Genomic DNA, 25,820 nt, shown 5'->3' on the forward strand with positions numbered 1-25,820 from the left:
TGTCTACCGGAGGACCTGACATGCCCCGCACCGCCCGCTGGATCGCGCGCGCGACCGCGCTCGCCGTCGTACTGACCGGTGTGGTCCTGCAGCCGGCGGCCGTCGCGCCCGCGGAGGCCGCGGACCCGGCGGCCTTCCGGTCCGGCAGCATCATCAGCGACGCCCTGTTCTTCGACGGCGGCGCGATGACCCCGGCAGACGTGCAGCAGTTCCTCGAGCTCAAGCGGCCGACGTGCACGGCCGGCTACGTGTGCCTCAAGGACTACGTCGCGCCGACGACGGCACAGCCTGCCGAGCCCGGCATGTGCGCGGGCTACGCCGCGTCCCCCGGGGAGTCGGCGGCGACGATCATCGCGAAAGTCGGCGCCAGCTGCGGGATCAGCCAGAAGGCGCTCCTGGTCACGCTGCAGAAGGAGCAGGGACTCGTGACGGCGACGGCGCCGGGGGAGACCCGCTACCGCACCGCCATGGGGTTCGGATGCCCTGACACCGCACCATGCGAGGCGCAGTACTACGGCTTCTTCAACCAGGTCTACCGCGCCGCCCGGCAGTTCAAGCGCTATGCCGCCAACCCGACGGCCTACAGCTACCGCGCGGGTCGCACCAACACGATCCTCTTCCACCCGTCGGGCGCCGCGGCGTGCGGCAGCAGCTCTGTGTACATCGAGAACCAGGCGACGGCCGGTCTCTACATCTACACGCCGTACCAGCCGAACAGCAGCGCGCTGACGAACCTGTACGGCACCGGGGACGGCTGCGCCGCGTACGGCAACCGGAACTTCTGGCGCGACTACACCGACTGGTTCGGCTCCACCCAGGTCGGCGCGAACCTCGTCCGGACCGTCGGCGACCCGCAGGTCTACCTCGTCACGCTGGACCGCAAGCACCCGGTCGACGACGTCGAGACGCTCGACTCGCTCAGCTCCCTCGGCCCCGTCGGCTACGTGAGCCAGGCGTTCCTCGACAGCCGTCCCACGGGCACCCGGCTGGGCCGGTTCCTCCGGGACCGCGCCGGGCTGGTGTATCTCGTCGACCGCGGGTGGCTCTTCCAGGTGCGCGACTGCGCGCAGCTGTCGGCCTGGGGCGCCCGCTGCGAGGACTACGCGGCGATGCAGCTCTCCGACGCGCAGATGGCCGGCTTCGTCAAGGGCGGGGCCCTCAGCGACTCGGTGGTGACGCACGAGGGCAAGCGGTTCGTCGTCTACGGCGGGCAGCGGCACGAGGCGGCGGACGAGGCGTCCCTCGCGCTCGCGCCCGTGGCGCCGGGGCCCCCGATCGCCGTGCGCGAGGCCGCGCTGGCCGCCCTGCCCCACGGCGCGCCGCTGGTGCGGCCGGGGCTCGTGGTCCGGGACCGGTCCACGGGCGTCGACGCGCTCGTCGACGAGGGGGCGACGTACGCCGTCGCCGCCGGGCTGACCGACGCCACCCGTCTCGGCGCGGCGCTCGGGGTGCGTCTGCTCGACACGCAGAGCTTCGCGCGACTGCCGGCGCGGGCGGGCACCGTCGGCGGCGTCCTGCGCGCGCCCGAAGGGAGCCTGCTCGCGCTCACGCCTGCCGCGCCCGTGCGCCTGACCGCCGGCCAGCTGCCTCAGGCGGCGGCCGGGGCCCCGGCGGTGTCGGCACGTGTCGTCGCGGCGCTCGGCACGCCCACGGAGGGTCCGGTGTTCGCGCGGACCCCGCAGGCGCCCGAGCTCTTCCTGGCCGCGGACGCCGCACGCCGTCCGGTCGCGGCGATGGAGACGGTGAGCGCCCTGCTCGGGTCGCAGCCGCTGCGGGTGGTCATGCTGTCTGCCGAGGTGCTGGCCGCCGTGCCCGTGGGGGCACCGCTGCTCACCCCTGGCATCGTCGTCAAGGCGGCGGGTGCACCGGAGCTCTACCTCGTCGACGGGACGAGCACGAAGGTCTTCGTGCCGTCGTTCGCCGTGCTCGACCGGCTCGGCGTCACCGGGTGGCGCGAGGTGCCTGCGACGTCGCTCGCCGGGTACGTGAGGGGCGCGCACCCGCTCGGCACGGCACTGGCGTGCGGCGACCTGCGCTTGGTCGGCGTCGGCGGCGGCGTGGCGACGGCGACGCGGGCGACGTTCGACGCCGCGGGCGTCCCGACGACGGTGCTCGATCCGTCGACCTGCGGCGCTCTGCCGCGTCGGGGCGACGTCGGTGCCGCGCCCTTCTTCGTGCGCTCGACGTCGTCCACGGACCTCGCCCTCGTGGCGGACGGCCGGCGTCGCCCCGTCGACGCGATGAGCACCGTCTACGCCGTCGCGGGGGACGCGCCGCTCGTCGTCGTGGAGGTGGACGCCCCGCGCCTGGCGGCGCTCCCGGCCGGGGCCCCGGTCCTCGCGCCCGGGCGTCTCGTCAAGGCTCAGGGTGCACCCGAGCTGTACCTCGTCGACGGCGCGTCCCGCGTGGTGTTCCTCCCCAGCTTCGAGGTCTCAGCCGCACTGGGCGTGTCCGGCTGGACCGAGGTGCCGGCCTCCACGCTCGCCGCGTACGAGCGCGCGGTGGACCCGCTCAGCAGCGCCGTGTCCTGCGGTGCGCAGCGCTACGTCGGTAGCGGCGGCACCCTGCAACGGATTGGCGCCGACGTCGTCGACTCCTCCGGCGTGCCCGTGACCCGGCTGCAGACCGGCACGTGCGGGACGTTCCGCACGGTCGCCGGAGCCGGCCCCGTCTTCGTGAAGTCGTACGACGCGCCGACCGTGTACCTCGCCGCGGGTGGCCAGCGGCGGCCCGTCGCGAACATGACGCGGCTGTACGAGCTGACCCAGGGGAGGGCGCCCGCGATAGCCGTCGTGGCCCCCGCAGCCCTGGCTGCGATGCCGATCGGCGGCGCCGCGTGACCTCCGGCGGTGTCGTCACGCCGGCACGCGCTCGCCTATGCTGAGGCGCCCCCCGCCCCCCGATCTGAGGAGTCCTGCGCTGTGAACGAAGCGCTCCACGCCCGCCGCGAGTCCATCCTCGAGAGCGTCCGCGCCTACGCCGAGGAGTCGCTCGCCCCGGGGGGCTTCCGTCCCGGGGAGTCGACCGTGCCGGTGTCGGGGAAGGTGCTCGACGCGGACGACATGGTCGCCCTCGTCGACTCGTCGCTCGACGGGTGGCTGACGGCGGGCCGCTGGACCACGGAGTTCCAGGCTGCGCTCGCGGAGTACGTCGGCGCGCGGTCCGCGTCGTTCGTGAACAGCGGCTCGTCCGCGAACCTCGCTGCGTTGTCCGCCCTGACGAGCCCGAAGCTGGGCAAGCGGCGCCTGCAGCCGGGCGACGAGGTCGTCACCGTCGCGGCCGGGTTCCCGACGACGGTCAACCCGATCATCCAGAACGGCCTCAAGCCCGTGTTCGTCGACGTCGAGATCGGCACGTACGACGCGATCGGCGACCAGCTGCGGGAGGCCATCGGGCCCCGTACACGCGCGATCATGATGGCCCACACGCTGGGCAACCCGTTCGACCTCGACCTCGTGCAGGAGCTCTGCAAGGAGAACGACCTGTGGCTCGTCGAGGACTCCTGCGACGCCCTCGGCTCGACGTACCGCGGCCAGCGGACCGGGTCGTTCGGCGACACGGCGACCGTGTCGTTCTACCCCGCGCACCACATCACCACGGGTGAGGGCGGCGCAGTCTTCTCGAAGAACCCGCTCGTGACCCGGCAGGTGGAGTCGTTCCGCGACTGGGGCCGCGACTGCTACTGCGAGACCGGGCAGGACAACACCTGCGGCAAGCGTTTCGGCTGGTCGCTCGGCGAGCTGCCGTTCGGGTACGACCACAAGTACACGTACAGCCACATCGGCTACAACCTCAAGGGCACGGACATGCAGTGCGCCCTGGGGCTCAGCCAGCTGCGGAAGGTCGACCACTTCGTCGCGCGCCGCAAGGAGAACTTCGCGTACCTGTATGAGCGGCTGCGGGACGTCGAGGGCCTGATCCTGCCGCAGGCGACGCCGAACTCGGACCCCGCATGGTTCGGGTTCCCGATCACCCTCGCGGACGACCTCGACGTCGACCGTGAGGAGCTGATGCGCTACCTCGAGTCGAAGAAGGTCGGCACGCGCCTGATCTTCGCCGGCAACCTCCTCCGCCAGCCGGCGTACCGCGGCCTCGACTGCCGCGTCGTGGGCGACCTGCGCAACTCCGACACCGTCATGACCCGCTCCTTCTGGCTCGGTGTGTACCCGGGCCTGACGCCGTCGATGCTCGACTATGCCGCCGACTGCGTCATCGAGTTCATCGAGGAGCAGGGCGAGGGCATCTGATGCACTACCTCGTCACCGGGCACACGGGGTTCAAGGGGGCGTGGCTCACCGTGCTGCTGCGGCAGCTCGGGCACGAGGTGTCGGGCCTGGCGCTCGACCCCGCGCCGGGCTCCCTCTTCGAGCGCGCCGGCCTGGCGGCGCAGCTGGACCACGACCTGCGCGTCGACGTGCGCGACGCCGAGGCGACGGCCGATGCCGTCTCCGCCGTCGCGCCCGACGTAGTGGTGCACCTCGCGGCCCAGCCCCTCGTGCGCGAGTCGTACCGCGACCCGCGCGGCACGTGGGAGTCGAACGTGAACGGCACGTTCAACGTGCTCGAGGGCGTGCGTGCCACCCCGTCGGTGCGGGCGCAGGTCGTCATCACGACCGACAAGGTGTACCGCAACGTCGACCAGATCTGGGGCTACCGCGAGACCGACGCGCTCGGTGGAGTCGACCCGTACTCCGCGTCGAAGGCGGCGGCGGACCTGCTCACGCAGTCGTGGATCGCCACCTCGGCCAGCACGGTGCCGACCGCGATCGCCCGGGCGGGCAACGTCGTCGGCGGCGGCGACGTGTGCCCCGAGCGCCTCATGGTGGACCTCGTCGCCGCCTTCGCTGCAGGCGACCCGGTCCGCCTTCGCTTCCCGGACGCGGTTCGTCCGTGGCAGCACGTCCTCGACTGCGTCCAGGGCTACGTCGCGCTGGCGGACGCGCTGGTGGCGGGCCGTCACGCGGGCGAGGCCTTCAACTTCGGCCCGGGGACCGGGTCGTTCGTGCGGGTGGGGGACGTCGCGCAGCAGGTGGCCGACCTGTGGGGTGGCGGGGCGCGCATCGAGCTCGACGAGCAGCCGGCCGTGCACGAGGCAGGACTCCTGGCGCTCGACTCCCGGAAGGCGGAGCTGCTGCTCGGCTGGCGTGACCGCCTGAGCTTCCGTGACGCGCTGCGCTGGACGGTCGACTGGTCGCGCGCCGTGCACGACGGCGCGGACGCGCGCGAGCGGACCATGGCCCAGGTCGACGAGTACCTGGCTCTCGGAAGGACGACGGCATGACCCACCACCACGACTTCACCCACCGTACGGCGTGCGACGTCGCCATCGTGGGGGCCGGCCCGACGGGCCTCTTCGCGGCCTACTACGCCGGTTTCCGTGGGCTGTCCGTGGTGGTGGTCGACTCGCAGTCGGCTCCCGGGGGCCAGGTCTCCGCGCTCTACCCGACCAAGATCATCCACGATGTCGCCGGCTTCGCCGGCGTCTCCGGCGCCGACCTGGTGGCCGGGCTGGCCGAGCAGGCGCGGCAGTACGAGCCGCGCATGGTGTTCGACGCGAACGTCGTCGACGTGATCCGGGAGGACGAGGACGGTGGCTTCGCCGTGTCCCTCGGGGACGGCCGGGCCATCGACGCGCGAGCGGTCATCCTCGCGACGGGCGTCGGCGGTACCCGTCCGCGCATGCTCCCCGCTGCCCACGGCTGGGCGGGCCGCGGCGTGACGTACGTGGTCGACGACCCGTCGCAGCACGCGAACCAGGACGTCGTGATCGTCGGCGGCGGTGACACCGCGCTCGACTGGGCGATCCAGCTCCGCCCGATCGCGCGCTCCGTCACGGTCGTCCACCGTCGGCGCGCGTTCCGCGCGCACGGGTCGCAGATCGCCCGTGCGGAGTCGGTCGGCGTGCACCTGCTCACCGACAGCGAGATCCAGTCCATCCACGGCGACGACGTCGTGCGGTCGGTGGTCGTGCGCGACGGAGCCGGGGGCGAGCGGGAGATCCCTGCGGAGACCGTCATCGGCGCCCTCGGGCTGGTGCAGGCGCCGCCGCCCTTCGCTGCGTGGGGCCTGGAGATGCACGACCGCAAGCTGCTGGTCGACCGTACGATGCAGACGAACGTGCCGGGGATCTACGGTGCAGGTGACGGCACCACGTACCCCGGCAAGGTGACCCTCATGGTCACCGGCTTCGGCGAGGCGGCCAGCGCGGTCAACAACGCGGCCGTCTTCATCGACCCGGAGCTGTCCCTCACCCCGGGCCACTCGACCGACTTCGACTGAGCGGCTCCCCGCAGGACGACGGCCCGGTCCCGCGCGAGCGGGCCGGGCCGTCGTGGTGCGGCAGGACGCTGGGACGCCCGTCAGGCGTCCGTCGTCGCCGGCGCGGACGTGCCGCGACGGGTCCAGGCTGTCACGACGTACGCGGTCTTGCGCAGCAGGTCCTGGACCCGCACGCCGACCCGCGACACCGCGAGGTCGACGCGGGAGAGGTCGGCGAGCCCGGCCGTGCGGACGCGGTCGACCCAGCCGTCGATGTGGCGCGCCTGGACGTCGGAGAGGGACGACGACCAGGAGCCGTGCGCCATCCGGAAGCGGGCGAGAGGGGCGCGCGTGACGACGAGCGTCCCCTCCTGCAGGACCTTGGAGTACATGTCGACGTCGATGACGTAGCCGAGGGAACCGTCCCAGGGCAGGTGCGCGACAAGAGCGTCGCGACGGAACATGACCGCCGACGGCTCGCCCAGGAGGTTGCTGCCCACGAGCACGCACCGACGGACGGCTGTCCGGCCGTCGATCTCCCCGCGCAGCGTGGTCAGCCCTCGGCGCGCGACCACGACACGGCCGTCGTCGTCCACCACCTTCCGCATCGCCGCGGCCATGACGGCGCGGGGGTGGGACTCCAGCTGGGCGCCCTGGACCTCGAGGGCGTTGGGCTCGAGCACGTCGTCCGCGCAGACGAGCTTGACCAGGTCGCCCGTCGTGTGCCGGATCGCGTCGGACCAGTTCGTCGCAGCGTCGACCAGCCGGTCCTGGGTGACGACGCGGACGCCGGCGGGCGCGTGCGCCACGAGCCACTCGGCCGTGCCGTCCGTCGAGCCGTTCTCGAGGACGATCACCTCGTCAGCCGGACGGGTCTGCCCCAGCACGCTCGCCAGTGTCGCCGGCAGGTGCGGCATCCCATCGTGCACCGGGATGACGACACTGAGCCTGCTCCTCGTGCTCATCGGTCCTCTCCTCCGTCGCGGGCGGCCCAGACGTCGGCCAGGCCGGCTTCCAGGGACAGCTCCGGCGACCAGTCCCACGGCTCGGACGTCACGCGCCAGTCCTCGCGCATCTCGCGCGGCCGGTCGGGACGGGTCCCCCAGCGCACGTCGAGCGGTCGCCCGGTCACGTCGCGCACGACGTCGGTGAGCGCGCGCACCGTGACGGGCGCACCCGAGCGGAGCACGAACCGTCCCCGGACGGGTCCCGGGTGCTCGGCCGCCACGCGCAGGCCCGCGACGACGTCGCTCACGTGCGTGAGGTCGACGAGCTGGGTGCCCGACGACATGTCGAGCGTGGCGCCGGTCACCGCGCCGTCGAGCAGCACGTCGACGAGCTTGTGCCGGTCGTCGTCCGGCCCGTAGGTGTCGAACAGGCAGACCTCGCGCGCGTCGAGCCCGTCGACCTCGGCGAAGTAGCGGACGACGTCCACGAATGCCTGCTTCATCGCCGCGTACAGCGACACCGGGTCGTACTCGGCGCCGCCGTGGTGCTGCCAGGCGGACGTCGTGTGCACGAGCCGTGCGCCCGCGGCAACGGCCGCCTCGGCGACGACCGTGCCCAGCGTGACGTTCGAGTCGACCATGTCGGCCAGCTCCGCCGGCCGGTGCCGGGCGACGAAGTGGGTCGCGAGGTGGAACACCGTGTCGGGTTCGACGCGCGCGATCAGCTCCGCCACGTCGACGCTCGGCCGCTCCAGCGGGTGCAGCAGCGTCGCCGCGGGCAGGGCCGGCCGGCGGGCCGACGTGGCGCGCGTGGGCACGTGGACCTCGATCCCGTCGGCGGCGAGCGAGCGCACGAGGTGCCGGCCGACGAAGCCGGTCCCGCCCGTGACGAGCACGCGCTTCATGCCGCGTCCCACACGAACGGCGAGGCGAACTCCTCCAGACGCGGGAGGCCCGCGTCACGGTCGGAGGTGATCGGCTCGGTGGTCTCCCACGCGATGCCCGCGGAGTCCCAGCGCACACCGGCGTCGGTGGCGGGGTCGAACGGCACGTCCTGGAGGTAGCACAGGACGGCGTCGTCGTCGCCCACCACCTCGAAGCCGTGGGCGCACCCCACCGGGACCACGACGGAGCCCGCGCCCGGCGTGAGGTCGAAGCGGGCGTGCTGCCCGTACGTCGGGGAACCGACGCGGAGGTCGACGACGACGTCCGTCACGCGTCCGGTGACCGCGAACACGATCTTCGCGACCGCGGTGGGGGGCGTCTGGAAGTGCAGGCCTCGCACCGTGCCGGGGTGCGAGCTGCTCCAGTACACCTCAGCGACACCCATGTCGATGCCGGCAGCCGCCAGCGCGTCGGGGGCGTACGGCTTCGTGAAGGAGCCGCGGCGGTCGCTGTGGAAGGGCGTGACCAGGAGGCCGACGCCCGGCAGGGCGGAGGACTCGAACCGGGGTGCGACCACCCGCTTCACCACAGCTTCCACGGCGCGGTGCCGTCGGCCCACATCTGGTTGAGCATCGTCGACTCGCGCAGCGTGTCCATCGGCTGGAAGAAGCCCTCGTGCTTGTACGCCATCAGCTGGCCGTCGGCGGCGAGGCGCTGCAAGGGCTCCTGCTCGAGGACGCACTCGTCGTCGAGGTAGTCGATGACGCCGGGCTCGAAGACGAAGTAGCCGGCGTTCACCCAGCCGTCCGCCTGCGGCTTCTCGCGGAAGCGGTCGACGCTGCCGTCGTCGTTCAGGTCCATGACGCCGAAGCGGCTCGGTGGGCGCACCGTGGTGACCGTCGCCATGCGCCCGTGCGACTCGTGGAACGCAAGCAGGGCGCTGACGTCGACGTCGGCGAGCCCGTCGCCGTACGTGCAGAGGAACCGCTCGCCGGTGAAGTACTTCGACGCCTTGAAGACGCGGCCGCCCGTCATGGTGAGCTCACCGGTGTAGGCGACCGTCACGGTCCAGTCCGTGTCCTCGTGCGCGCCGTGGTACGTGAGCGACTCCCGCTGACCAAGGTGCACGGTCACGTCGTTGTTCCGGGCCTCGTAGTTGAGGAAGTAGTCCTTGATCGTGTCGCTCTTGTACCCGGTGCACACGACGAAGTCGTCCTGCCCGTGGTGCGCATAGAGCTTCATGATGTGCCAGAGGATCGGGCGTCCCCCGACCTCGACCATCGGCTTCGGACGGTACTCGGTCTCCTCGCGCAGACGCGTGCCGAGACCTCCGGCCAGCAGGACGGTCTTCATCGTCTCCTCATTCGTCGGGGGTCTCCGCCGCGGCGGGCGGGCGAACGCGCGCCAGGCTATCCCAGAAGGAATGGCGCCCTGCCGTGGCCGTGGCGCCGGCCCACCGGATCGGGAGCGCGCCGGCGCGGCCCCCCTCGGGCGGTGGGCGCGAGGCCGGCGGTGCCTCCCACCCCGAGCCGGGGCGGGGAGGGACCCCCGTGCGGCTCACCGCAGCGGCGCGCCCGTGGGCAGGCGATCGAGCGCCGGCTGCGGCACCACCGCGACGACGAGTGCGCCCCCGGCCGCTGCCCGGTACGCCGCGTCCATCGTCGTGACCGGCCGCCGTGTGCCGCCCTCGAGCAGGTACAGCGTCGGGTCGCCGGCCGAGCGCACGAACACCGGGCCCGTCAGCGGGGTGCCCTGGCGCAGGGCGCCGCACGTGACGGTGTCGACGGTGGTCGCGGGCGTGCCGTCGGCTGCCACGGTGCCGGCAGGCAGCGGCCGCAGGACGCCGCCGACGCCGACGAGCGAGGTGCCCCCGCAGCGCAGCAGCTGCGACAGCGGATTCGCCGCCCGCGGGTAGGCGGTCGTCCACGCCGTCGGCACCTCGGTGAAGGTCGTCGGGACACCTAGTGCCTCGGCGACCGCGAACGACGGCAGGAACACCGAGCGCCCGAGCCCGTCGACGAGGAGCACGTCCGGCCGGTCGGGGGTCTTCACGAGCCGCCCCGGGGGCAGCACCGTCGGGCCGGTCGGCACCGCCGCCAGGGCGGCCGCCGGGACGGTGGCGACGCCGAGGGGGCGGCCGCCGAGCAGTGCGGTCACGGTGTCCATCGTCGGTACCGGACGGCGCACAGCGTCCGTGAGCAGGTACAGCGTCGGATCGTCCGCGGTGCGCGCGAAGACCGGTGCCTGCCACGTGGCGGCCGCCCGCGGGGCTGCCGCGCACGTCAGGTCGTGCAGCGCCTGCGCGGGCGCACCGGACGCCGGGAGAACGCCCGACGGCAGCGGGTGGAGCCGGCCCTCCCGTGCGAGGTGGTCCGTGCCACCGCACCGCCACAGCATGCCGAGTGGCTGCGGTGCGCGGCGGTAGGCCGCGACGGTCGCGGCCGGCGCCTCCGACCACGAGGTCGGCACCCCCGCAGCGAGGGCCTGGTCGAACGAGGGCAGCGGGACAAGGCGGTCCAGACCGTCGACGAGGTAGACCGTCACGGCGTCGGGAGCCTTGACGAGCCGGCCCGGACCGAGGGCCGCGGGACCGGTCGCGAGCTGACCGAGGCCGGCCGCCGACACGAAGGCGGCGACCACGCCGCGGCCCCCCGTGAGCGCGTTCGCCGCGTCCATCGTCAGCACCTCGCGGCGCACCGAGCCGTCGATGAGGAACAGGGTCGGGTCGGCCCCCGTCCGTGCGAACAGCGTCGAGGCGGGTGCCGCGGGCGAGAGTGCGGACACGACCGCGTCCTCCACCGGGACGCCCGGGTCGCCCGGCACCTGGCTGCTCGTCAGACGAACCGCGCCGCCCGCGGTGAGGGCGACGCGACCGCCGTCGGACGTCCGCAGGGCCCCGTCCAGCACGCCCCGCGGCGTGACTAGCGCCGCCATGCTGCCTGGGTCCAGGGGGCGCAGCGGCAGCCGGTCGGTGATGCGCGACGCCGAGACGAGCGACGCGGACAGGCGCAGGCCCGCCGGCCGGTCGAGCAGCACGGCGTCGCCCGAGGCGCGGTCCTGCACGACCACCCCGGTCCGCACCACCGGAGCCCCGTACGGCAGGTGGAGGCCGACCGAGGCGTCGAGCTCGACGGCTGGCCCGTTCGACTGCACGGGCCAGGCGGCGAGCGCCTCGGCGTCCGTGATCTCGTGCCGGCGTCCCTGGTGCACGAGGAAGTACTGCCACTGGGGCGTCACGTAGGCGGTCGTGAGGTCCGGGCCGGGTTGCAGGAGAGACATCACGGGATCGGGCACCGCCATGGCGCCGTAGTCCCCGCAGCTGCGTCCCCAGGCCTCGAGCTCGGCGCAGCTGTCGACGCGGTGCAGGCGCCCGCGCTCGACGAGCGCGACGACGCCGTCACGGTCTCGCAGGAAGCGCCCCACGGGCACCCCGTCCCCGAGCTGGTCGACCTGCACCTGCTGAACCACGGTGATCGCCCCGAGCGGGCGCAGTGCGTCGAGCATCGTCGCGTCCGTCAGACGGTGCTTCGTCGTAGCGGTCGTGAGGTAGACGTCGGGAGCTCCGGAGGCGCGCACCAGGGTGCCTCCGAGCCGGGACGTGCCGTACCCGTCGACGATCTGCTGCGCGCGGGCCCGGATCGCACCCATGGCGGCGTAGCCCGCGTTGCCCGGGCAGGTCGTGTACGCGACGTCACGGTGGGCGAAGACCACGGGCAGGCGCACCGTGCTGTTGGGCCCGTAGCGGGAGTTCTCCCCGCCGTTGGTGTGGATGACGACCTCTCCGCCGGGTGAGCGTCCGTACGCGGCGAGCCGCCACGCGACGATGCGGGCGATCGCGTCGGTCGTCGCGGGCGTGAAGCCGACGTCCGTGTACGTCCCCAGCACGGAGACGCCGAGTGTGCCGGTGTTGAAGCCACCGGCGTGCACACCGACGACGGGGGAGGTGAGCGACCCCACGCGGCCCTCGTAGAGCGTGCCCCACTTGTCGACCACGATGTTGTAGCCCAGGTCGCACCACCCGCGGGAGTCCATGTGGTACCGCTGGTCGTTGCGCAGCTGGGCCATCGCCTCGGCGGGCGACGCGTAGTCCGGGCCGGCGGTGTGGTGCACGACGGCACCGACGAGCGTGGACGCGGTGTCGGGAGTGCACGAGGGAGCGCGGGCCCCCCACTGCGCGCGGGTGACGACGCCCGGCGCGGAGGCCGCCGTCGCTGTGACCGCGGCCGCCGGCGCGGGGACCGCCGCCCCGCGGACGGCACCGGCCCCACCCGCGGGGGCGACGGCAGCACCCGTGATCTCGGTCGACAGGAGCGCGACCTCGACGTCCTGCGGTGCCTCGGCGCCCGGTGCCACCGTGAAGGCGACCTGGACCCCGTCCGCGTCCCCGACCCACAGCGACGACGTGCCGTCGCGGCGCTGCCGGGCGGCGTCCGGCGTGCCGGGGTCCGGCCCGCCCGCGTCGGTCTCGAGCGCGAGCCACGGGGACCACGTGCCGTCCGACAGGTACCGGACCTGTGCGTCCAGGGCGCCGTCCCCGGTGCCTTCGGCCCACGTGATGCCGACCGTCTGCACGGTGTCGTCGCTCTCCACCACGGGCCCCTCGAGGCGTGTCGCACCCGGCGGGAGCGGCAGCGCGTCCGGGTCACGGCCCTCCGCGAGCACGGGCGCGTCGGCGGGTGCGGGCGCGTCCCGGAGCGGGACGGCCACCTCGTCGAGCGCGACGTCGGGGGTCGCGGCCGTGCGGACCGCGGCCGCCGGCGCGCGCGCACCCGCCGCCGACGCCGCGGCCGTCGGAGCTGCCCACGCCACGTGCGTCGTGCCGACGGGGGCGACGAGCGCGAGCGTGAGGACTACGCACGAACGGGTGATCCGCATGCCTACAGGATGGCCCGACCTCGTCGCCTGTGGGGGCGACGCGCCGGGACCTTCACATCCGAGGGGGCCCTCCCCGTCGGCATCGCTCGGATGGCCGTCAGCCCGTGGTCACCGGCACGTCGACCGAGGAGGAGCCCGACGGCACCCAGACGAGCCGCGCCCGCCACGACGAGGGGTCACCGGCAGGGGCGGGCACAGTCACGGCCGGGCACACCGTGACCGTCGCGTCGGCGAGCGACGTGCTCTCGGCGTGCACCGTCGTGCCGCCGCCGTCGAGCTCGAACCGGCAGACGCCGCCCTCGGTGACGACGCCCGCCACGAAGCCGACCATCTCGACCTCGTCACCGACGAGGGTCGCGGCGCTCACCGTGGGCAGTGCCCCTGGGGCGACGAAGCCGTCGTCGCCCGCGCCGTCCCCCGGGCCGTCCGTGCCCGTCGTCGGCAGGGACGTCGGGCGGTCGGTGGCCGGATCGGTCGACTCCGCCGGGCTGGACGTCCCCCGTGTCGCTCCGCCTGCCCCTGTGCAGCCGGCGACCAGGACGAGGAGGACGGTGGCACAGGTGGTGGCCGCCCTGGGGTGCACCGGGGGGTGGATCGGCACGGGTCCTCCTGGGCTCGACGACGGCGGTGCCATGCTAGGCGGGGCGAGCACCGCCCCGCGGGAGGCGCTTCGGGGCGCGTCGCGCGGCGACTACCCTGTCCCGGTGACTCGAGCCGATGCCCCCGACTCGGAGCCGCTCGCGGCGCCCGTGCCCGGCGCGCCCGCGAGCGCGCGCGCCGACGCCGCCCGCGGGCGCCCGGCCCGGCCTGCCCGCGAGCGGGTAGCGAGTCCCGCCGCCGTTCCCGGCGTACCTGCGCAGACGCGTACCACCGCGAGCGCGGGCCGTTTCGACTTCCTCGACGCGCTGCGTGGCATCGCCGCCATGGCGGTCGTCCTGCAGCACGCGGCCGAGTTCCTGTGGCCGGGGTACCTGCGCTTCTCGATCGACACGTTCCGGTTGGGCGAGTACGGCGTCGTGCTGTTCTTCCTGGTCAGCGGGTTCATCATCCCCGCGTCGCTCGAGAAGTACGGCTCGGTCGGCCGGTTCTGGGTGGGCCGCTTCTTCCGGCTCTTCCCGCTCTACTGGTTCTGCCTGCTCGCTGCCCTCGTGCTGGCGTGGTGGGGCCGGTTCCACCTGTCCGAGGACTTCCTGGCCTCGCCCGTGGCGTGGGGCGTCGTGAACGCGACGATGGTGCAGCAGTTCATCGACGGGCCGCTCGTCATCGGGGCGAGCTGGAGCCTCGCGTACGAGCTGGTGTTCTACCTCGGGATGTCCATCCTCCTGCTCGTCGGTCTCAATCGCCGGTCCGTCCCGATCGCGGTGACGCTCCTCGGGGCGGCCGGTGTGGTCGGCGCCTGGGTGCCGGGACGGCTCGTCACGGGAGACCACGGCGCGGCAGGGCTCCTGACCGTGGCGAGCGCGACCGCTGCCGTCGTCGTGTTCATCGCGTTCCGCGCCGGGGGGCCGAGGTCGGCGATCGTCGGCGCCGGCCTGGCGGTCCTCGCGGTGCCCCTGGCGCTCAACCAACCCGAGCGTGCGTGGTTCTCGCTCCTGCTGTTCGGCACGATGGCGGTCGGGACCGTGATGTATCGGATGATGACCGCCGACCTGCGGCCGTGGATCGGCTGGACCGTGCTGGGCGGCGCGGTGCTCGTCGCCGCCGTCCTGCACCGGGTCTACGTCACGCCGCACGTCGAGCCGATCGCCGGGGCCTTCGTCACGTGGAAGCCCGAGGCCCTGACGTTCGCGGCCGCGTACGGGACGTTCGCGCTCGGCTACCTCCTGCGGGGCCGGCGCTGGCCGGGCGTCCTCGCGTACCTGGGCCGGATCAGCTACTCGCTGTACCTCGTCCACACCCTGGTGCTCTACGCCACGCCGTGGTGGTCGCCCGCCGTCGCGGAGCGCGTCGGCGTGGACCAGAGGGTGCTCACCTTCCTCACGTGGGTGGGAGTCACGGTCGCGGTGTCGGCCGTCACCTACCGTTTCGTCGAGGCGCCCTTCCACAACCTCGGCCGGCGACTCACGCGCCGCCCGCCCATCGTCGTAGCGGCTCCCGTGTCCGGTGCGGCGACGGTCACGACACTCGCGGAACCGCGTCCCACGATGTCCCAGGCACCGACGGAGCCGGCCGTGGAGGCAGTGGTGGTCGAGGCTCCGACGCCCGTCGAAATCGACCCTGCGACCGGGCTCACGGCGCACCGTGCGGGTGGCGACGTGCCGGGTCCGGGACCCGTCGACCGCTAGAGCCGCGGCAGCCGAGCTCGTCGACGCGCTCGTCCGCCAGGAGGCGTTCGCCGTCGTGGTGGTGATCAGGTGGCCCTGCTCGCTCCTCGTCGGCGACGACGGCGTCGAACCGATCCTTCCGCACGACGGACGCGTGCATCGGCCGTCCGCGGGTGCGCTCCTCGCGATGCGGTCCCCACCTCCGGTGGGTCGACTCCGTCAGCCCACCGCCCGGCCTCCAGGCGGCGAGGCCACCGCAGGCCGACGCTGCGGAGGTGGACGACGCCGTGTCCCCGGCTGTCCGTGCGGCGTCGTCTCGGCGATCGTCCGGTCGACGGGTCAGCCGCCGCGCACCGCCGCGCCGGCTCAGTCGTCCGGGTCCTCCCCGACGCGTGCGACCACCGTGTACTCCTGCGCGCCGAAGAGCACGTCGTTGAGGCGGCGGAAGCCCGTGTCCACCGCGGTGGCCACCTCGCCCAGCGCGGGATCGACGGTCGGCAGGTGGTAGGCCTCGGCGGGGGAGTAGAAGTTCAGCCGCACGTCGCGGAAGCCGGCGTTCTCGCACAGGAACGCCATGAGCGACGGGTGCAACGGCCGCACGTGAGTCGGGTCGAGGATGTAGCTGTTGCCGAGCACGACGAGGGACGCAGGGTTGGGCGTCTCGGCGACGAAGAGGCCCCCGGGCCGCAGGCGTGAGTAGGCCAGGTGGATGAACTCGAGCAGGTAGTCGAGCTCGACGTGCTCCACGACGTGGGCCGAGAAGATCGCGCCGAGCGAGCCCGGCTCGCAGCTGCGCAGGAAGGTCGTGGCGTCCGTCTCCTCGACCCGCATGCCGCGGGCACGGGCCTCGGCGGCCATGCCGGGCTCGGGCTCGACCCCGATGCCCTCGGTGCCGACCTCGGCGAGCGCGCTGAGCAGCTCCCCACGACCGCACCCGATGTCGACGACCGGGCCTTGCCCGGCCAGCAACGGCACGTAGCGCTCGCGCTGGATGCGCAACACCTCGGCGGGGTCCCCGCGGAAGCGGCGCTCGAAGCCGACGTAGTCGAAGCCCGGGACGTCCTCCGACCGCTTCGGTGCGGGCGCCGCCGCAACGGCGACGTCGCCGGTCGCGGGGGCCTGCAGCCGGCTGACCCGTTCGTCCAGCAGCCGGAGGCGGCGGTCGAGCGACGCGAGGTGCTCGCGCTGCTCCGCGAGGCGCGGCGCGGCGCCCTCGATTCCGCTGGCGGGGGCGATCGCCATCCCGAGGTCGTCCATGCGGGTCAGGACGTCGCCGAACTCGGCCTTGAGCAGCGTCTGGTTGATCGTGTTCGTGCGGACGTGCTCGAGCAGGAGCGCCGTGTCGACCCGGGACGGTGCGCTGCCCGCGTCGCGGGCCTCGAGGCGGTCGAGCCGGCGTTGCACGTCGTCGAGGCGGCGCGCGAGGGTGTCGACGGACCGGGCGACCGGCGCGAGCACGCGCTGGTAGACGGGCTTGAGCACGACCTTGGCCGCTCGCTTGGCACGGGTGCGCACGCCGCCGGACGGTGCGTGCGGCGGGTCTACCGGGCCGGGCGTGGCTGCCGACACCTGCGGGAGCCGATTGGTCGCCTCCTGGCTCACCTCTGCGGGCAGCGTCATCGTCGACTCCTCAGTGCGTCGCTCGCGGCATGCGCGCGGTCCCGGATCCGGGCGTCCGGTGGCGTGCCGAGCCGGTCCAGTACCGCAGCGTAGCCCCCGTCCCAGGGTCGAGCTGGACGCAGGACCAGGAGGTCGGTCAACTGCGCCAAGGCGCTGTCCGGGTCGTGGTCGAGCTCGAAGGTGCGGCGGCAGGTGCGGGCCAGCCGGGCGGCCCGTGCGTCGTCCGCGAGCACGGCGTCGGCCGCCGCCTCGAGATCGTCACCGGCCGACGGCAGTCCGGTCCGCGACGCGACGTCGGCGGGCACGACGACCGGCGCGGACCACGCGGCGGCCAGCACGGCGGCGTCGTCGTCGTCGGTCACGACGACCGACGCGAGCGCGGCGGCCGTCGACGACGCCTCGTCGTCGAGGTGCCGACCGTCCCACGTCCAGGCGCCGTCGAGGTACCGCGCCACGGCTGGTCCCTGCAGGTGCCGGGCGCGACGGATCCGGGCCCGCGTGAAGGGCAGCACGGGCCGGGCCGTGACGTGCACCGCGGGCGGGCCGAGCGCGACCACCGGCCTGCCCGCCGTGCCGCGCAGCCGGCGCGCCACGGGGGGTGGTGCGAGCAGCGCGACGGCGTGGTTCGCGGCCGGGGGCGGCGCGTCCGCGGCCTCCACCCACAGCAGCGTGCGCTCGCCGTACGCCGAGGGGATCTGCGGCGTGCGGACGACGGCGTCGAAGTGGCCGCCGTCGGACAGCGCCGCGACCTGGCACCGCTCGGCCAGGCGGGAGAGGGCGGCGTGGAGGTCGTGGGAGGCGGGAGCCCGCACGGCCACCGCGATGCGTGCGTCGATCATGCCGACAGCAGCCGCTCGACGACCTTCGACCACGACAGCTCGGCGGCGCGGCGGCGGCCCTCCTCGCCCATGGCGCGGGCGTTATCGCGGTCGGCCGCGAGTCGCTCGACGGCGTCGGCGAGCCCTTCGGGTGTCCCGTCCGTGACGTAGCCCGTGACGCCGTCCTCGACCCACTCCAGGACGCCACCGGCGTCGTGGGCCGTGATCACCGGCTTGCCGGCGAGGAACGCCTGCAGGGTCACGTAGCCGTAGTCCTCGTCGAAGGGCGCGTAGATGACGCCGAGGGCACCGGCGTAGCGGTCCACGAGCTCCGCGTCCGGCACGAACCCGGCGAGCTCGACCCGGTCGCCCAGGTTCTGCCGCTCCACCCCGGCCGCCAGGTCCGCCGCCATCGAGCCACGCCCCGCCACGACGGCGCGCACCCCGGATCGCACGTGCGCCATGGCGTCGACGATGCGGTCGGGACGCTTGTTCGTCTCGAGCCGCGTGGGCGTGAAGACGTAGTCCCCCATCTCGCCGGTGCGCAGCCGGTCCGCGAGGGGCGGCGGGTGGTACAGGGCCTCACCGTCGAGTCCGTTGAAACGGGCCAGCCGGTCGGCGACGACGTGCGAGGTCGTGAAGACGTGCCGTGCCTCCTCGAGCGCACGGGTGTCCCACTCGGTCAGCTGGCGCTGCACCTCGAGCGCGTCGTCGTCGAGCCCGAGGTCCGACCACGGCGCGTCGATCGCGTCGTACGCGCCCCGGTGCTGGTGGAACAACCAGACGACCTTGTGGTCGTGCCGGGCGAAGTAGGACGGGAAGTTCGTGGCCACCACGACGTCCGCGTCGAGGGGCAGCATGCGCCACGCGAGCGGGGCGTCGAAGAGCCGGTCCTTCTCCCACGCGGTCGGCAGGTGCACCAGCTCGCTGCGGTGCCCCGCCTCCTGCATCGCGCGGACGATGTTCTGCATGTGCAGCTCGGCGCCGCCGCTGACGAACGGGACCTGCGCTCCGCAGACGATGACGTCCACGCGGGATCTCACCTCGTTCTTGGCTCGGGGGTCCGGGGGGCCGGACGGACGGCCGCGGGGCCCGGGCGAGGGCGCGGGCCCGGACCTGCGCGGCGCGCCCATGGTAGCCGCGCGGGTGCGGAGCGGGATGCACCGGACGTCCCAGGACGAGCCTGCCGCCGAGGTAGGCTCTGGTTTTCGTGCGTGGAAACAGGAGCAGGGGATGAGGGCGGCTGACGTGAGCGGCACGCGCGCCGCGGTGCCGTCGGCCGAGGGGTCGATGCAGCGGGTCTTCACCCGGCCCCGCTGGTTCCGAGGGAGCCTGCGGGACTGGGCGGACGTGTGGCGCTACCGCGAGCTCCTGAGCAACCTCGTCCGCAAGGAGCTCAAGGTCAAGTACAAGGACTCCGTCCTGGGGTTCTTCTGGACGCTCGTGCGTCCGCTGCTGCAGCTGCTCGTGTACTCGGTCGCCATCGGCATCTTCCTGGGCAGCGGCCGGGTGATCCCGCAGTTCGGTGTCTACCTCTTCACCGGTCTGCTCGCCTGGAGCCTGTTCACGGACATCATCGGGGGCTCCACCGGTTCCATCGTGGGAAACGCCGGCCTGGTGAAGAAGGTGTACCTGCCGCGCGAGCTGTTCCCGTTCTCGGTGGTCGGCGCGAGTGCCGTCAACTTCGTCCTCCAGCTCGTGGTGCTGATCGGCGCCTACGTCGTGACCCGGTCCTGGCCGCAGCCGGGCGACCTGCTCCTCGTGCCGCTCGCGCTCGCGGTGCTGCTGGTGTTCGCCACCGCCCTCGGCCTCGTCCTCGCCGCCGCGAACGTCTACCTGCGCGACGTGCAGTACCTCGTGGAGGTGGGGCTGCTGCTGTGGTTCTGGATGACGCCGATCGTCTACGACTGGACGAAGGTGCGCGAGAACCTCTCGGGCGCGCAGGAGTGGCTGTTCCACCTGTACATGGCCAACCCGATGACCAACGTCGTCCTCGCCTTCCAGCGCGCGCTCTGGCCGGGCGGCCGCACCGAGGAGGGTGCGGCGTTCTACTACGACGGCGACCTCGTCACCCGGCTGCTGGTCGTCGGCGGCGTCAGCCTCGTCCTCCTGTGGTTCGCGCAGCGGGTCTTCGCGCGCGCCCAGGGCAACTTCGCGCAGGAGCTGTGAGCATGTCGAGCGACGTCATCCGGGTGCACGACGTGTCCAAGCAGTTCCGGCTGCGCAACGACAAGAGCCTCAAGGAGCGCCTCGTCAACCGGCGCGCCTCCCGCGAGCACGAGAACTCCTTCTGGGCGCTGCGCGACATCGACCTCAGCGTGCCCGCCGGCTCGACGGTCGGCTTCGTCGGGCACAACGGGTCGGGCAAGAGCACCCTGCTCAAGGTCATCGGCGGGATCCTCGCGCCGACGTCGGGGTACGTCGAGCGGCGGGGGCGGCTGGCGGCCCTGCTCGAGCTCGGCGCCGGCTTCCACGGCGACCTCACCGGGCGCGAGAACGTGTTCCTCAACGCGTCGCTGCTCGGCATGAGCCAGAAGCAGACGGAGCGGTACTTCGACGCCATCGTCGACTTCTCGGGCATCGGCGAGTTCATCGACACGCAGGTGAAGTTCTACTCGTCGGGCATGTACGTCCGCCTGGCGTTCTCCGTGGCCGTGCACGTCGACCCCGAGATCCTGCTCGTCGACGAGGTGCTGGCGGTCGGCGACGAGCCGTTCCAGCGCAAGTGCCTCGAGCGGATCCGGCGTTTCCAGGCGGAAGGGCGCACGATCGTGCTCGTCACGCACGCGCTCGACCAGGTGCGCGAGCTGTGCGACCGCGCGGTCATGCTCGACCACGGCCGCATGGTCGAGGAGGGCACGCCCGCCCAGGTCATCCGCGCCTTCCGCGAGGCCAACGAGGAGGTCGTCGCCGCCGACGCCGACGCCGAGGTCGCGTCCGGCGAGCGTCCCGTGACCATCTCATCCGTGCGCGTCACGGGGGCCGACGGCACCCCGCTGATCACCGCGGGGCCGGACGAGCCGCTCGAGATCCGCATCGCGCTCGAGACCGCCCGCCCGGTCGAGGACTACGTGGTGGGCGTCGCCCTGACGGACCACATGGAGCGCCTCGTCTACGGCACCAACACGCACCTCCTCGGCATCGCGACTCCGCGGGTCGACGGGCACGCCGAGGTGCGCTTCTCCGTCGACCGCCTGCCGGTGGTCGAGGGCCAGTACTTCGTCACTGCGGCCGTGCACCCCGTGCGCGGCCCCGAGTGGCACCGTGTGGACCGTGCCGCCGTCGTGCGGGTACGGACGACGATCCAGGAGGACGGTGTGGTGCATCTGGCACCCCGTATCGAGGTGACGACGTGAGCGGGCGGCGCGGGAAGCTGGGCTTCGTGCCGGCCCGGTACGGCGACAAGATCGTCGGTGGGGCCGAGATCGTGCTGCGGCAGATGGCCTTCGGCCTGCAGGAGCGCGGCTGGGACGTCGAGATCCTCACCACGACGGCGCTCGACCACCACGGGTGGGCGAACGAGCTCCCGGCGGGCCTGCAGGACGAGGGGGGCATGGCCGTGCGTCGCTTCGAGGTCGACCCCGGGGGCAGCCCGGAGCGAGGAGACCTGGAACGCCGGATCCTGCACGGCGAGCGGCTCACCATCACGGAGCAGCAGCGGTGGATGAACGGCGGGATGCGCTCGCCGCAGTTGTACCACCACCTCCTCGACCACGCCGACGACTACCGGGCGCTCGTCTTCACCCCGTACCCGTTCTGGGTCACCTACGCCTGCTCGCAGGTGGCGCCGTCGAAGAGCGTCCTGTGGACGTGCCTGCACGACGAGCCGTACGCGTACCTGGACCTGTTCCAGCCCGTCTTCAGCGGCGTCGCGGGCCACCTGTTCCAGTCGGCCCCGGAGCAGGACCTCGCGGAGCGGATCGCGCCCTCGCTGGCGCCGCACGCGGTCGTGGGCTGCGGCGTGGAGGTGCCGGAGCGCTACGACGCCGAGGGATTCCGCGAGCGGTACGGCATCGAGGGGCCCTTCCTGCTCTATGCCGGTCGGCGGGAGGGCGCCAAGGGGTGGGACGACCTGCTCACGTCCCTGGCCGACATCGACGAGCGCCGCGGGCTGCCGTTCTCGGTGGTCACGATGGGTGCCGGTGAGGTCCGTCCGCCGGAGCGGCTGCGCGGTCGGGTCGTCGACGTCGGCTTCCTGCCCGACGACGAGCGCGACAACGCGTTCGCCGCGGCGACCGCGTACATCCAGCCGAGCCGGTTCGAGGCCTTCTCGCGCACGATCATGGAGGCGTGGCTCGCCGGCACGCCGGTGATCGGCAACGCGGGCAGCGAAGTCGTCGCCTGGCACTGCGAGCGGTCCGGCGCCGGTCTCACCTACGACGACGCGTACGAGCTCGAGCAGTGCCTGGCCTTCCTGGCCGACGCGCCCGACGAGGCGGCCGCGATGGCGGCGTCCGGTCGTGCGTACGTCCTCGACAACTACCGGTGGGACCTCGTGCTCGACCGTGTCGAGGAGCGCATCGAGGAGTGGACGGTGGCGCCGTGAGGATCTTGATGGTCAGCCCGTACCCGCCGCTGCGGGACGGCATCGCGGCGTACGCGCAGCAGTCCGTGATCGCGCTGCGCTCGGCGGGGCACGACGTAGAGGTGCTTTCTCCTGGCCCTTCCGCGGCGCACCACCACCTGGACCTGGTCGGGCCGCGCGGCGCGCTGGCGCTCGCGAAGCGGGTGCGCGCGTACGACTCCGTGGTGGTCCAGTTCCACCCGGACTTCTTCTACCCGGTCGGCGCGTCGCCGACGGAGCGCGCGGCCGTCAGCGCGGCGCTGACCGTCGCGTTCCGCCTGGCCGCGCGGGTCGAGGTGGTCGTGCACGAGATCGACTACCGGCACGGCCGGGGCGGGTCGCCGACGGCGCTGGCCGCGCGCGCGCTGTGGCAGCAGGTCGACCGCGTGACCGTCCACTCGGAGTCCGAGGCGCAGGCGTTCGTCGAAGCGTTCGGCGTGCCGCGCGACCGCGTGCACGTCACCGAGCACGGCGCGGCGTTCGTGCCCCGCTCCCGCGCTGACCGGCCCACCGCGCGGCGCAGCCTTGGCATCGACGACGAGGCGTTCGTCTTCCTGTCCATCGGCTTCGTCCAGCCGCACAAGGGGTATGACCGCGCGGTGCGCGCGTTCCGCGGCCTGCCCGCGCCTGCGCGCCTCGACGTGGTCGGCTCCGTGCGCGTCGAGGAGCCGCAGTTCGTCGCCTACGCGGAGGAGCTCGGCGAGCTGGCGGACTCCGTGCCGGGTGCCTCGCTGCACCTCGGCTACGTGAGCGACGAGCTGTTCGACCGGTGGCTGACCGCGTGCGACGTGGTCGTCCTCCCGTACCGCGAGATCTGGTCGTCCGGCGTGGTCGAGCGCGCCCGGCTGCTGAACCGGCCCGTCATCGCCACCCGTGTCGGGGCGCTCGCGGAGCAGACGGCCGGGATGGCCGACGTCCGGCTCGTCTCGTCCGACGCGGAGCTCCGCGAGGCGATGTGGGAGGCCGCCGGGCATGCGCGGCGCGACCGCGACGCCCTCTCGTGGCCCTCGGCGCAGGAGGGGCGCGACGCGATCCAGGCCGCCATCGTGGAGCGCGCTGCCGTCGCTCGCGGCGGTCCGGCCGTGACCCCCGCGACCGGTGCGCCCGTCGCGGGCCGTCACCGGGCGCGGGTCACCGCGCCGCTGCGGCGAGTCGGCGAGGTGCACCTGCCCGACCCGGGACCGGGTCGCGGCGCGCGGCCGCTGGCCCGCCGCGTGGTGCGGCGCCTGACGGCGTGGCAGCTGCAGCCTCTGGTCGACCAGCTCAATGCGCTCGGCCGCGCGGCGACGGAGTCGGTCGACCGCGCGGCGGTCCGGGACGAGGACGACGCGTCCTCGACCGGCACGCGGGCCTGAGCAGTGGGGGACCGGCTGCGCGTGGCCCTCGACGCCACGCCGATGCTCGGCGCCCGTACCGGCATCGGGACGTACGTCGAGCGGCTCGTGCACGAGCTGGCCGACGACGCATCGGTCGAGCTGACCGTCACGGCCTTCTCCGGGCGGGCACGCCGACCGGCGGACCTCCCGGCGGCGGTGGCGTTCCGCGCCTCGCGGGTCCCCGCGCGCGTGCTGCGGGCCGCGTGGCTACGTGGTGACGTGCCGCCCGTGGAGCTCCTCGCAGGCCGGGGTGACGTGTTCCACGGGACCAACTTCGTGCTGCCCCCGGGTTCCGGCGCCGGCGTCCTCACGGTCCACGACCTCACGTACCTGCGCTACCCGGAGCTCGTCGCGCCGGCGTCCCGCGCGTACGCGACGCTCGTGCCGCGAGGGCTACGCCGCGCGCGTCTGGTCCTCACGCCGTCGCAGGCGGTGGCCGCCGAGGTGGTGGAGGCCTACGGCATCGCGGCCGAGCGCGTCCGTGTGACGCCCCTCGGGGTGGCGGCCGACTGGCACCACGCGGTGCCACTGCCCCTCACCCGGCGGCGCGAGCTCGGCGTCGACGAGCGCAACGTCGTGTTCCTCGGGACGCGCGAGCCGCGCAAGAACCTCGCGACGCTCCTGGCGGCCCACGCGGCGCACCGCGCCGGCGGTGGGTCCCTGCAGCTCGTGCTGGTCGGCGCCGCGGGGTGGGGTGCAGAACTCGGCGCCCGGGACGGCGTGCGGGTCCTGGGCCACCTGTCGTCGACGGACGTCCGGGGTCTGGTCGCGGGGGCCCGCGCGCTCGCCATGCCGTCGGTCTACGAGGGGTTCGGTCTGCCGGTGCTCGAGGCGGCCGCCGCCGGCACCGAGGTGCTGTGCTCCGACCTGCCGGTGCTGCGCGAGGTCGGCGGCACGTCCCCCACCTACCTGCCGGTCCGCGACGTCGATGCGTGGCGTGCCGCGCTCGACACGTGCGAGACGGCACGGCCGGACGCGGAGCTGGTGGCCGCGGCGCGCGCGCGTGCGGCCGGGTTCACGTGGGGCCGGTGCGCCGGTCTGACGGCGGCGGCCTACCGCGACGCGACCGCTGCGTAGACGGCGGTGGTGGCGCGGGCCGCCTCCCCCCACGAGAACGCGGTGGCTCGCTCGAGGGACGCGGCGGCCAGGGCGTGGTGCCGGCCGCCGGTGGCGGTTGCCAGGCCCTCCGCGACCGCGTCGGGGTCGAGCGGGTCGACGAGGACCCCGGCCGTGCCGGCGACCTCGGCGCACGCCGTCCCCGCGGAGGTCACCACGGGCACCCCGGCGGCCATCGCCTCCAGCACGGGGAGGCCGAAGCCTTCGCGCAGGGACGGGAAGCAGAACGCGCGCGCACCGGTGTACAGCGCGGGAAGGTCGGTGCGCGGCACGGCGCCGAGCACGCGGACGCCGGGGGCGCCGGTGGGGGCGGCGTCCTCGCCCCAGCCCTGCGGGCCCACGAGCACCAGCTCCGCACCGTCGAGCCGGTCGCGCGCGCGCTCGTAGGCGCGCAGCACGACGTCGAGGTTCTTCCGCGGCTCGCGCGTCCCGACCCACAGCACGTACGTGCCTGTCAGCGCGTACCGGGCGCGGACCCGCGCGACGTCGTCGGCGGCGGCGGGTCGGACGTCGGTGCCGTGCGGCACCACGTGGAGCCGGCTCGACTCGATGCCGGCACGCCGGCACGCCGCGGCGGTGTCCTGGGAGGGGACGACGACGGCGTCAGCCCGCTCGACCACGGCGGTGAGTGCGCGGCGGAAGAACGCGACGCCGTGCGCCGTGAAGTGCGACGGGTCGTCGAGGAAGGCGACGTCGTGCACCGTGACGACGAGCGGCCGCCGCGTCGGCGGCACCGCCCATGTCGTCGCGTGGACCACGTCGGCGTGCGGCACGAGGTGCTCGGCGCGCGGGGCTCCGACGCGCTGCCACGCCTCGTACAGGGCCCGCCGGGGGAGCGGCGCGCGCCGCACCGGCACCCGAGGGTCCAGCTCGGAGGGGCGTCGAGCGCGGTGCCAGGCGCTGAGCCCGGTGACGGGGAGCCGGTCGGCGAGCGCTGCCGCCAGTGCGGTGACGTACGTCCCGGAGCCACCGGGCACGCGCTGCCACAGCTGCTCGACGGTCAGTGCGACGGCCGGGGTCGGTGCGGTCGCGGACATGGTGAGAGACTACGGCGTGCCCGCGACGACCCCGTCCCGTCCCACAGCCCGTGCGACCGA

At 73.8% G+C, this 25,820-nt stretch carries 20 protein-coding genes; 10 read left to right on the forward strand and 10 right to left on the reverse strand.

Annotation, left to right across the window (positions count from 1 at the left end; translation table 11 throughout):
• The first annotated feature begins 20 nt into the window (after window positions 1-20).
• The 4 genes from E5225_RS05750 to E5225_RS05765 all read left to right on the forward strand — a co-directional run bounded on the left by E5225_RS05750 (window position 21) and on the right by E5225_RS05765 (window position 6,279).
• Window positions 21-2,840 (forward strand): hypothetical protein, encoded by a 2,820-nt coding sequence (locus E5225_RS05750; protein WP_135973550.1) that lies wholly within the window; start codon window positions 21-23, stop codon window positions 2,838-2,840.
• Window positions 2,841-2,921: 81 nt separating this feature from the next.
• Entirely contained in the window at window positions 2,922-4,247 is a 1,326-nt protein-coding gene (gene rfbH / locus E5225_RS05755) for a lipopolysaccharide biosynthesis protein RfbH (protein ID WP_135973551.1), read from the forward strand.
• Window positions 4,247-5,281 carry a CDP-glucose 4,6-dehydratase gene (gene rfbG, locus E5225_RS05760; protein ID WP_135973552.1) on the forward strand — a complete coding sequence of 345 codons (1,035 nt, stop codon included), beginning with the start codon at window positions 4,247-4,249 and terminating at the stop codon, window positions 5,279-5,281. Before rfbH ends, rfbG begins: the two co-directional genes overlap by 1 nt.
• A complete protein-coding gene (locus E5225_RS05765) occupies window positions 5,278-6,279 on the forward strand; it encodes an NAD(P)/FAD-dependent oxidoreductase (protein WP_135973553.1) in 1,002 nt (333 codons plus the stop codon). Before rfbG ends, E5225_RS05765 begins: the two co-directional genes overlap by 4 nt.
• Before the next feature lie 80 nt (window positions 6,280-6,359).
• Here E5225_RS05765 and E5225_RS05770 read toward each other — a convergent pair whose 3' ends face one another.
• From E5225_RS05770 to E5225_RS05795, 6 genes are all read right to left on the reverse strand, one after another.
• Window positions 6,360-7,223, reverse strand: a complete 864-nt coding sequence (locus E5225_RS05770; protein WP_135973554.1) for a glycosyltransferase family 2 protein — start codon at window positions 7,221-7,223, stop codon at window positions 6,360-6,362.
• The gene (locus tag E5225_RS05775) at window positions 7,220-8,110 is read right to left on the reverse strand and encodes an NAD-dependent epimerase/dehydratase family protein (RefSeq protein WP_135973555.1); all 891 of its coding nucleotides are present in this window, start codon (window positions 8,108-8,110) and stop codon (window positions 7,220-7,222) included. Before E5225_RS05775 ends, E5225_RS05770 begins: the two co-directional genes overlap by 4 nt.
• Window positions 8,107-8,667 carry a dTDP-4-dehydrorhamnose 3,5-epimerase family protein gene (locus tag E5225_RS05780; protein ID WP_208012539.1) on the reverse strand — a complete coding sequence of 187 codons (561 nt, stop codon included), beginning with the start codon at window positions 8,665-8,667 and terminating at the stop codon, window positions 8,107-8,109. Before E5225_RS05780 ends, E5225_RS05775 begins: the two co-directional genes overlap by 4 nt.
• 5 nt (window positions 8,668-8,672) lie before the next feature.
• The gene (gene rfbF, locus E5225_RS05785) at window positions 8,673-9,443 is read right to left on the reverse strand and encodes a glucose-1-phosphate cytidylyltransferase (protein WP_135973556.1); all 771 of its coding nucleotides are present in this window, start codon (window positions 9,441-9,443) and stop codon (window positions 8,673-8,675) included.
• 204 nt (window positions 9,444-9,647) lie between these two features.
• On the reverse strand, window positions 9,648-12,965 hold the full coding sequence (locus E5225_RS05790) for a peptidoglycan recognition protein family protein (protein ID WP_135973557.1): 3,318 nt from the start codon (window positions 12,963-12,965) through the stop codon (window positions 9,648-9,650).
• 97 nt (window positions 12,966-13,062) lie between these two features.
• Window positions 13,063-13,332 carry a hypothetical protein gene (locus E5225_RS05795; protein ID WP_135973558.1) on the reverse strand — a complete coding sequence of 90 codons (270 nt, stop codon included), beginning with the start codon at window positions 13,330-13,332 and terminating at the stop codon, window positions 13,063-13,065.
• Window positions 13,333-13,669: 337 nt separating this feature from the next.
• Here E5225_RS05795 and E5225_RS05800 point away from each other — a divergent pair, with 337 nt between their 5' ends.
• The gene (locus E5225_RS05800) at window positions 13,670-15,250 is read left to right on the forward strand and encodes an acyltransferase family protein (protein ID WP_135973559.1); all 1,581 of its coding nucleotides are present in this window, start codon (window positions 13,670-13,672) and stop codon (window positions 15,248-15,250) included.
• A gap of 345 nt (window positions 15,251-15,595) precedes the next feature.
• Here E5225_RS05800 and E5225_RS05805 read toward each other — a convergent pair whose 3' ends face one another.
• From E5225_RS05805 to E5225_RS05815, 3 genes are read right to left on the reverse strand one after another with little or no spacing between them, the layout of a single operon-like run.
• Window positions 15,596-16,849 (reverse strand): class I SAM-dependent methyltransferase, encoded by a 1,254-nt coding sequence (locus tag E5225_RS05805; protein ID WP_135973560.1) that lies wholly within the window; start codon window positions 16,847-16,849, stop codon window positions 15,596-15,598.
• Window positions 16,846-17,688 (reverse strand): hypothetical protein, encoded by an 843-nt coding sequence (locus E5225_RS05810; RefSeq protein ID WP_135973561.1) that lies wholly within the window; start codon window positions 17,686-17,688, stop codon window positions 16,846-16,848. The genes E5225_RS05805 and E5225_RS05810 overlap by 4 nt, the downstream gene beginning before the upstream one ends.
• Window positions 17,685-18,698 (reverse strand): glycosyltransferase family 4 protein, encoded by a 1,014-nt coding sequence (locus E5225_RS05815; RefSeq protein ID WP_166435957.1) that lies wholly within the window; start codon window positions 18,696-18,698, stop codon window positions 17,685-17,687. The genes E5225_RS05810 and E5225_RS05815 overlap by 4 nt, the downstream gene beginning before the upstream one ends.
• Before the next feature lie 202 nt (window positions 18,699-18,900).
• On the opposite strand from E5225_RS05815, the gene E5225_RS05820 reads away from it, so the two are divergent.
• From E5225_RS05820 to E5225_RS05840, 5 genes are read left to right on the forward strand one after another with little or no spacing between them, the layout of a single operon-like run.
• Window positions 18,901-19,836 carry an ABC transporter permease gene (locus tag E5225_RS05820; protein ID WP_135973563.1) on the forward strand — a complete coding sequence of 312 codons (936 nt, stop codon included), beginning with the start codon at window positions 18,901-18,903 and terminating at the stop codon, window positions 19,834-19,836.
• A gap of 2 nt (window positions 19,837-19,838) precedes the next feature.
• Window positions 19,839-21,023, forward strand: a complete 1,185-nt coding sequence (locus E5225_RS05825) for an ABC transporter ATP-binding protein (RefSeq protein WP_135973564.1) — start codon at window positions 19,839-19,841, stop codon at window positions 21,021-21,023.
• A complete protein-coding gene (locus tag E5225_RS05830) occupies window positions 21,020-22,213 on the forward strand; it encodes a glycosyltransferase family 4 protein (protein WP_135973565.1) in 1,194 nt (397 codons plus the stop codon). The genes E5225_RS05825 and E5225_RS05830 overlap by 4 nt, the downstream gene beginning before the upstream one ends.
• Window positions 22,210-23,586, forward strand: a complete 1,377-nt coding sequence (locus E5225_RS05835; protein ID WP_135973566.1) for a glycosyltransferase family 4 protein — start codon at window positions 22,210-22,212, stop codon at window positions 23,584-23,586. The genes E5225_RS05830 and E5225_RS05835 overlap by 4 nt, the downstream gene beginning before the upstream one ends.
• A gap of 21 nt (window positions 23,587-23,607) precedes the next feature.
• Entirely contained in the window at window positions 23,608-24,684 is a 1,077-nt protein-coding gene (locus E5225_RS05840) for a glycosyltransferase family 4 protein (RefSeq protein WP_208012540.1), read from the forward strand.
• Here the strand turns inward: E5225_RS05840 and E5225_RS05845 are convergent.
• Window positions 24,660-25,760 (reverse strand): glycosyltransferase family 4 protein, encoded by a 1,101-nt coding sequence (locus tag E5225_RS05845; RefSeq protein ID WP_135973567.1) that lies wholly within the window; start codon window positions 25,758-25,760, stop codon window positions 24,660-24,662. The genes E5225_RS05840 and E5225_RS05845 overlap by 25 nt on opposite strands.
• Window positions 25,761-25,820: the final 60 nt, after the last annotated feature.

The sequence above is a fragment of the Cellulomonas shaoxiangyii genome (assembly GCF_004798685.1).
In the GTDB taxonomy this organism is placed as follows: domain Bacteria; phylum Actinomycetota; class Actinomycetes; order Actinomycetales; family Cellulomonadaceae; genus Cellulomonas; species Cellulomonas shaoxiangyii.